Origin of the sequence: Vibrio sp. L85 (assembly GCF_963871815.1) — a bacterium.
Classification (GTDB): domain Bacteria; phylum Pseudomonadota; class Gammaproteobacteria; order Enterobacterales; family Vibrionaceae; genus Vibrio; species Vibrio harveyi.
The window spans coordinates 18,948-25,411 of record NZ_CAWMYL010000020.1 but is presented as its reverse complement, the minus strand read 5'-3'; the positions used below and the strand labels follow the sequence as shown (position 1 = coordinate 25,411).

Below are 6,464 nucleotides of genomic sequence, written 5' to 3'. Positions count from 1 at the left end.
ACAATCAACTCAATAAACAATCAAATTTTGAACATTCAATACGCTTTAGACATGTTATCTGTGTTTCATCACAACAATGGCATTTGTCACCATGGCGATACATTACATAACCATATGAAAATATAAGCCTATTAATTAAAGCTTAGACCTTAATTGTAAAAAGTAGAAACCAGTAGATTTTAAGCGGTAAACATCATCCCGCCAGTACCGATAAGAAGCGGTAAAAAGGCAAATAAGATGTCATAAGAAGAGGAGCGTTTTGCAAGTCGAATAAGGAATGGAGAAGAGAAAAACATCACCATAAGGTATTGGACAACATAGTCAGAAGGGATAAGAAGTAGCATCAACACATGTGTTAAAACGTGAAGAATCACGCCCCATGTATGAGGTTTAGTACGCATCATTAGAGCAAACGAAAACAAGAAACTGATGGCTACTGGCATAATATCGACTTAATTGTAAATAATTCTCATTTGCAATAGTATGCGATAATTCTTATTTCTTCAACTTTGTTTTATCTATTGGTGACATCGTTATTATCAATCAACATAATAAGTAAAATTATCAATGATTTTTTTCCTAAACGTTTGCGTAATCGCTAACCTTCTCTTAACCTTGATTTGAGGCTTTCATCACGGTTTTTCCATTGCTATAGTTCACCCATCAAAACGAACAAGACCATTCGAGGCATGGAGCTTCCTCGTTAATCTCAAGATGAGAAGAAGTGGTACCGACAGAATTCGGCAGATTTAAGAGGGTCAAATAATGGAAATGAATATGGTTGAGATTCTAGGCTACGCGGCTTCAATCATGGTTGCAATCTCACTAACTATGAAAGATATCGTTAAGCTTCGTATCCTTAACTTTATCGGCTGTGCGCTTTTCACAGCTTACGGTTTGATGATTGATTCATGGCCAGTAGTACTAACAAACGGCTTTATTGCATGTGTTAACGTGTACTTCCTTGCGAAAATGCAACAGGAAAAAAAAAGCCTAGCGCCTGAAAAAGCCTAGTTAAAACGAATTAAGAAAGCCCGTAAGCGTGATGCTACGGGCTTTTTTGTGCGTTCTAGATCGCGAAAAAGTATCAAAACCACTAAGCCATTAAGCCAGACATAAAAAGCCCTGCTCCATTCGCTTATTACTTGGGCTGGAGCCCCGTCTTCTGCGCAAACTCTTGCATTGCCTCAGCAAACGTTGTGGTTCCGCCTTTAGCTTGGACCTGAATCACCTTATACCCCATCTTTTCCAACGCTTGGCGTTCTGCCAAAACCGCTTTGTCATCTTGCTGACTGCCCTTTGCAGGTTGATGAAGGTAGCACCCTTCTAGTTGACCATCTTCGACCAGTTGGTGGTGTTTCAGTGCATTAATATCAAAATTCATGGTAATTCTTTAAATCAAAAATAGGGAGTTTCTGCGGCAGGTTACATGCGCTTTAAAGGCTTAACAACACTGTCCAAGCCTTCAATTTTAAGTGCGAGGCAGAGCTTTAGCAGTTCACCTAGCTCCCCTTCAGGAAAGCCTTTTTTATCAAACCAGAGTAGGTATTCTTCTGGAAGATCAATAAGAACACGCCCAGCGTATTTGCCAAACGGCATTTGCATTCGAGCGAGTTTGATTAAATTTTCTTTTTCTAACATGGCGTTTTGTCTAACGACCTAGATTTGGGTAACTTGGTTGTCGAAAGTAACAAATAATCGATTAACCCACCAGTCGATTGCGTCTTTCGCTCCACTTAACCCGTCAACAATGTTATCCAAATCTTTATCGCCAACATGTCGGTCTATCACCGCAAAGATAGGCTCCGCCGTTTTAGAGTCGCTTACCAGTAATTCAATGGTCGCCTCTCCCACATTGGTGTGCTCGCCCGTTGTTAGCTTGGATATTGTAGAAACACCAATACCAAAAGGCAGCACAGAGCTTGTTACCGCTAAGATCGGATTGGGCGTTTCCACATTACTGATCGCGATACTCAAACGCAGTGTTGAGTCACTTGGCTCATCCACAATGCGTTTATTGGTCGAGATCTTCTCTTTGAGCCTCATCACCATGTAATCAGACAATTCATTAATGCTCTCATCATCCAACTCAGCATCTTTCACAACCACAAAGACACGATCCACTAGTACGCTATCATATTTATCAAGAACGGCTTTTAATGTTTGCGCATCTTTAATGTCATCTCTTGCCCACACTAAATCGACTCTGCCTTCAGGACCCGGTCGAAAATCCTCATACGAAGTAAATTTCGTCTCATCGACTTGTGGACCTCTGGCACAACCAGCCAAAAGAACGATAAAAACAGACAAGGTGATGCACTTAAAATACGGTTTAAACATGACGCCTCCTATAATTGAATATACAGTTTATCATTCCATATAAATTTAACCAGTATTTATTCACCTAATGGATATTTTGTTGAATCAAGTATTGAGCTTCCCGCTGCACAATTTCATGTTAAAGTACGCCGCTTACTGGAAAGCATAACGAGAAAAATAATGAAGTCACCTTGCCGCGCAGCCTGTAAAAACAACGGCGGAATCTGTTCTGGCTGTCACCGAACCATGGAAGAAATCGTGCAGTGGAAAGATAAGTCTGATACTCAACGAGACGCGATCATCGAGCAATTGGTTGGAAATGATTCAACCCACTCTTGCCCTGAGTGTGGCACGAACGCGCACTGCGATATTGCTGCGGGGAAAGAGACGTGCTGGTGCTTTGATATTGAGACCAGAGATTTACCAAAACCAGATGCGGGGCAGCTTTGTTTGTGTCGTAAATGTTTGGAGAAAAAGCCAGTCGCCTAGCCTATCGAATATAGGGCATAACGGACTGGCTATCATTGAAATGAAGGTGAGGTCTGCGAACTATTTCTGCGCTAACGCTTGGGATTCAAACTTCACACCATCCCAACCTGTCACCATAAAGTTACGAATGTTTTGATGGTCGCTGTTCTCTGGATGTGCCAATACATCTTCACGGTAGAAGCGACCAAAACACGCCAACGTTGCTTCTTTGCTTAGGTTGTTCAATTGACCAAAAGCGAAGATCTTGCACGAGCCGTTGTTCTCACCTGCATTATTCTGCGTTTCACCATTCACAAAAGCCGCTGGCGTAAAAGCGTAGTTTGCCTCAATGGCTGCCATTGTCGTTTCAAATTCTACTGTCTCAGGTGATGCCGCTAGCGCATCCAAAAATTCTTTAAGTTCCATTATTTCTAGTTCCTAGTGTCTTTTCATCTTAAGTGTTCGACATACGTTCAGATTAAAACTGACACATTTGTTTCATCAAAAGCCAATATAAGAGTCATAAATCATAAATATATTCAGAGCCTTATTTAATAACACATCAATCAATGCACTATTCCTCACTGTTGTCGTGAATGAATAGATATCTAATTTAGGTGCATTGAGCAACATTGTATCTGCTTAATAAGGAAATATCATGACCACCCCATTTAAGGCAATAGGCGTATTGGCATTATCTTCACTTGCCATCGCATGTTCATCTCAACCTGACGATTCTCTCTCTTCGTTTGCAGCCCAATGTAAAGCATCGGTAGCACCTGTTGCTGGGGAGACATCCATCCAAGGTTTGACCTTTATGGGAACGTCTATCGCTGACGCACCATTCGATACATCGGCAGCAGAAATCGTTCAATATGATGCGTGTACTGACAAGCTTTACGTGGTCAACGCTCAAGCAAAACGTGTCGATGTGCTTTCTATGGATGACAACGGCGCACCAACACAAACTGCATTCATAGATCTCAACAGCGCAGGCGAAGCGGCAGGCGTTGAAATTGGTGCGGCAAACAGCGTTGCAGTCTTTAATGGTTTAGTCGCTGTAGCGATTGAAAACAGCAATAAGCAGTCGAATGGCATTGTTGGCTTGTACCGCTCAGATGATTTGTCGCTGATCACCACCTTCCCTACCGGCGCACTGCCAGACATGGTTGGCTTCTCAAAAGATGGCAGATACATTGCGACAGCAAACGAAGGTGAACCAAATGGTGACTACAGTATCGATCCAGAAGGCAGCATCACGCTGATCGACTTGAGCCAAGGCGCAAAACAAGCAGAAGTCACGCAGATTGGTTTCAATGAGTTTGATGGTGCACGTAAGCCTGAGTTACCTGCTGATGTTCGAATCTCAGGTCCAAATGCCACGGTGGCGCAAGATCTAGAACCGGAATACCTCACCTTTGCTGACAACGGAAAAATCTACGTTGCACTGCAAGAGAACAATGCAATGGCAATCGTAAACCCAGAAAGCAAATCGGTAGAGAAGATTGTGAGTCTGGGTGAGAAATCTTGGTCTGATTCAAAACTGGATGCTTCGAACAAAGACAAAATCATTGGCAACTTTAAGAGCTACCCACAGCTGGTTGGTCTGTACATGCCAGATACCCTCGACAGCTACTCGGTAAACGGTAAAACGTACATACTCTCTGCCAACGAAGGTGACGGTCGTGAATATGGCTTCAAAACAACACAAGCTCTATGTGACCAAGCGGGCTTTAAGTGGGGTGAAGACGATTACCTAGGTACAGATGAATATACTTCTGAACAAGGCACCTGTTTAAGCCATGTCGACGAAGTGCGCGGTAAGAAGCTAAAAGTCGCAGCAGACCACCCGCTAGCAGAGGCACTAAAAGACAACAAACAACTCGCGCGTCTAAAAGTGATTAAGCCTGAACACACGCTTTCTGCACAAGACAATGTTCAAGCCTTTGGTGCCCGTTCATTCTCTATTTGGGATGAAAACGGTGAGTTGGTTTTCGATAGTGGTGACGATTTCACGACCATCGCACTAATGAATGAAGGTAAGAACTTCAACAGCACCAACGATAGCAATGACAGTGGCGATGACCGCAGCGACGACAAAGGCATTGAACCAGAAGCGATTGAAGTAGCACAAATCAATGGTCGCCATTACGCGTTCATCGGCTTGGAGCGTCAAGGCGGCATCATGATTTATGACATCACAGACCCGAAGCAAGCGCAGTTCCTGCATTACGTAAACCGTCGTGATTATAACCAGCCAGTTTGTACAGAAGTGGAAGACGGCGAATGCGCGAACGACACTTACAATCCAAAAGCCGGTGATTTGGCGCCAGAGTCAATCAAATACTTTGCTCGTAACGGGCAACACTTTATCGCGGTTGGTAATGAAGTGTCAGGTACGACGTCTGTGTTTCGAATTGAGCTTTAATTCTCGCTCTTCAAGAGAACAAAATTAAAAGTAAAGCGCCCGAACTTCAGTCCGGGCGCTTTTGTTTATAATGAGTGAGCATAATCACTCAGCTTTACTCTTCAATAACCAATGCGTCGCACTTAGAAGCACAGATAAAGTCGTTCTTATGCAGACCTTTAATAGAGTGGCTCCACCACGTGATGGTCACTTTGCCCCACTCCAGCAAGATAGATGGGTGGTGGAATTCATCTTCTGCAAGCTCGGCAATCTTGTTGCTAAACGCCCACGCTTGTTTGAAGTTCTTAAACTTGTAGACCTTCTCAAGTTGAGGAATCTCATCTCTCTCAATGATCTGCCAATCAGACAATTGCAGCAGCAAAGACTGTTGTTCCTCTTTACTAAGTGCAATGGCATCGATACTACAAGCTTCGCATTTTTGTTCATTCAACATGAGCAGGTTCCTTTGGTTCAAAAAGTGGTGGAAGCAATCCGGCTTCAATCGCTAGATCGGCTTGTTTCAATAAATTCAGTTGGCTAATTTGGAAAAGCTGGGACAAATCTTCAATCACGTAGTATTTCGGCTGCATGATATCGATGCGATAAGGGGTTCTTAGCACAGTTTGCAGGTCAAACTCGTCTCTAATCGCTATGTCGCTTTCCAATGAATAGATGGTTTCTCCCGGAGATGAAAGGATACCGCCACCGTAGATCTTGGTTTTGTTACCCTCTTGAACCAAGCCGAACTCGACTGTAAACCAATATAGACGCGCAAGGTACCCTCGCTGCTTCGGTGTCGCGGCTTGTCCAAGCTGTCCGTAATGCTCGGTAAAGGCGGCAAAATCAGGGTTGGTGAGCATGGCACAATGACCAAAAATCTCATGAAAGAAATCCGGCTCTTGTAGGTAATCAAACTCTTCTCGCGTTCTCAAAAATGTCGCAACAGGGAAGCGTTTATTGCCAAGCAAATTGAAGAAACGATCAAAGTCGATCAATGCAGGTACTGGCTCCACTTGCCAGCCCGTTGTTTCCATCAAGACACGATTGATTTCGGGCAGTTGTGGCACGCGGTCATGAGGTAAATCGAGTAGCTTGAGTCCATGCAGATAGGCGCTACATGCACGGTCTTGAATCACGCTCATTTGTCTTGTTACCAAGTCGCGCCAAATGGCATCCTCTTCATGGCTCCATTCTACCCTTCCATCCTGATCGACGGGTTTTGAATGATACTGAGTCATTGCACATCTCCGTTAACAAATCCTTTACATTA

The 6,464-nt window shown here is 43.5% G+C and carries 10 protein-coding genes; 3 read left to right on the top strand and 7 right to left on the bottom strand.

What is annotated here, in order from left to right:
- Positions 1–179: 179 nt before the first annotated feature.
- Positions 180–443 (bottom strand): hypothetical protein, encoded by a 264-nt coding sequence (locus AACR11_RS03510; protein ID WP_005453751.1) that lies wholly within the window; start codon positions 441–443, stop codon positions 180–182.
- 322 nt (positions 444–765) lie between these two features.
- On the opposite strand from AACR11_RS03510, the gene AACR11_RS03505 reads away from it, so the two are divergent.
- Positions 766–1,014, top strand: coding sequence for a YgjV family protein (locus AACR11_RS03505; RefSeq protein ID WP_009696088.1), 249 nt, complete (start codon positions 766–768; stop codon positions 1,012–1,014).
- A gap of 127 nt (positions 1,015–1,141) precedes the next feature.
- Here the strand turns inward: AACR11_RS03505 and AACR11_RS03500 are convergent, their stop codons facing one another.
- The 3 genes from AACR11_RS03500 to AACR11_RS03490 are packed head-to-tail and all read right to left on the bottom strand — an operon-like array spanning position 1,142 to position 2,340.
- Positions 1,142–1,384 (bottom strand): hypothetical protein, encoded by a 243-nt coding sequence (locus AACR11_RS03500; RefSeq protein WP_005453747.1) that lies wholly within the window; start codon positions 1,382–1,384, stop codon positions 1,142–1,144.
- Positions 1,385–1,425: 41 nt separating this feature from the next.
- Entirely contained in the window at positions 1,426–1,641 is a 216-nt protein-coding gene (locus tag AACR11_RS03495; protein WP_005433583.1) for a DUF3820 family protein, read from the bottom strand.
- Between the two features lie 18 nt (positions 1,642–1,659).
- On the bottom strand, positions 1,660–2,340 hold the full coding sequence (locus AACR11_RS03490; RefSeq protein WP_005442584.1) for a DUF3313 domain-containing protein: 681 nt from the start codon (positions 2,338–2,340) through the stop codon (positions 1,660–1,662).
- Between the two features lie 159 nt (positions 2,341–2,499).
- Here AACR11_RS03490 and AACR11_RS03485 point away from each other — a divergent pair, with 159 nt between their 5' ends.
- Positions 2,500–2,808 carry a cysteine-rich CWC family protein gene (locus tag AACR11_RS03485; RefSeq protein ID WP_029789925.1) on the top strand — a complete coding sequence of 103 codons (309 nt, stop codon included), beginning with the start codon at positions 2,500–2,502 and terminating at the stop codon, positions 2,806–2,808.
- A 60-nt stretch (positions 2,809–2,868) separates the two neighbouring features.
- On the opposite strand, the gene AACR11_RS03480 is transcribed toward AACR11_RS03485, so the two are convergent.
- Positions 2,869–3,213, bottom strand: coding sequence for a HopJ type III effector protein (locus tag AACR11_RS03480; protein WP_029789927.1), 345 nt, complete (start codon positions 3,211–3,213; stop codon positions 2,869–2,871).
- Positions 3,214–3,445: 232 nt separating this feature from the next.
- Here AACR11_RS03480 and AACR11_RS03475 point away from each other — a divergent pair, with 232 nt between their 5' ends.
- Positions 3,446–5,215: a choice-of-anchor I family protein gene (locus tag AACR11_RS03475; RefSeq protein WP_029789928.1), complete on the top strand. Its 1,770-nt coding sequence runs from the start codon at positions 3,446–3,448 to the stop codon at positions 5,213–5,215.
- Positions 5,216–5,309: 94 nt separating this feature from the next.
- On the opposite strand, the gene AACR11_RS03470 is transcribed toward AACR11_RS03475, so the two are convergent.
- Positions 5,310–5,648, bottom strand: a complete 339-nt coding sequence (locus AACR11_RS03470) for a 4a-hydroxytetrahydrobiopterin dehydratase (RefSeq protein WP_009704713.1) — start codon at positions 5,646–5,648, stop codon at positions 5,310–5,312.
- Positions 5,638–6,432, bottom strand: coding sequence for a phenylalanine 4-monooxygenase (gene phhA / locus AACR11_RS03465; RefSeq protein WP_029789929.1), 795 nt, complete (start codon positions 6,430–6,432; stop codon positions 5,638–5,640). Before phhA ends, AACR11_RS03470 begins: the two co-directional genes overlap by 11 nt.
- Positions 6,433–6,464 lie beyond the last annotated feature (32 nt).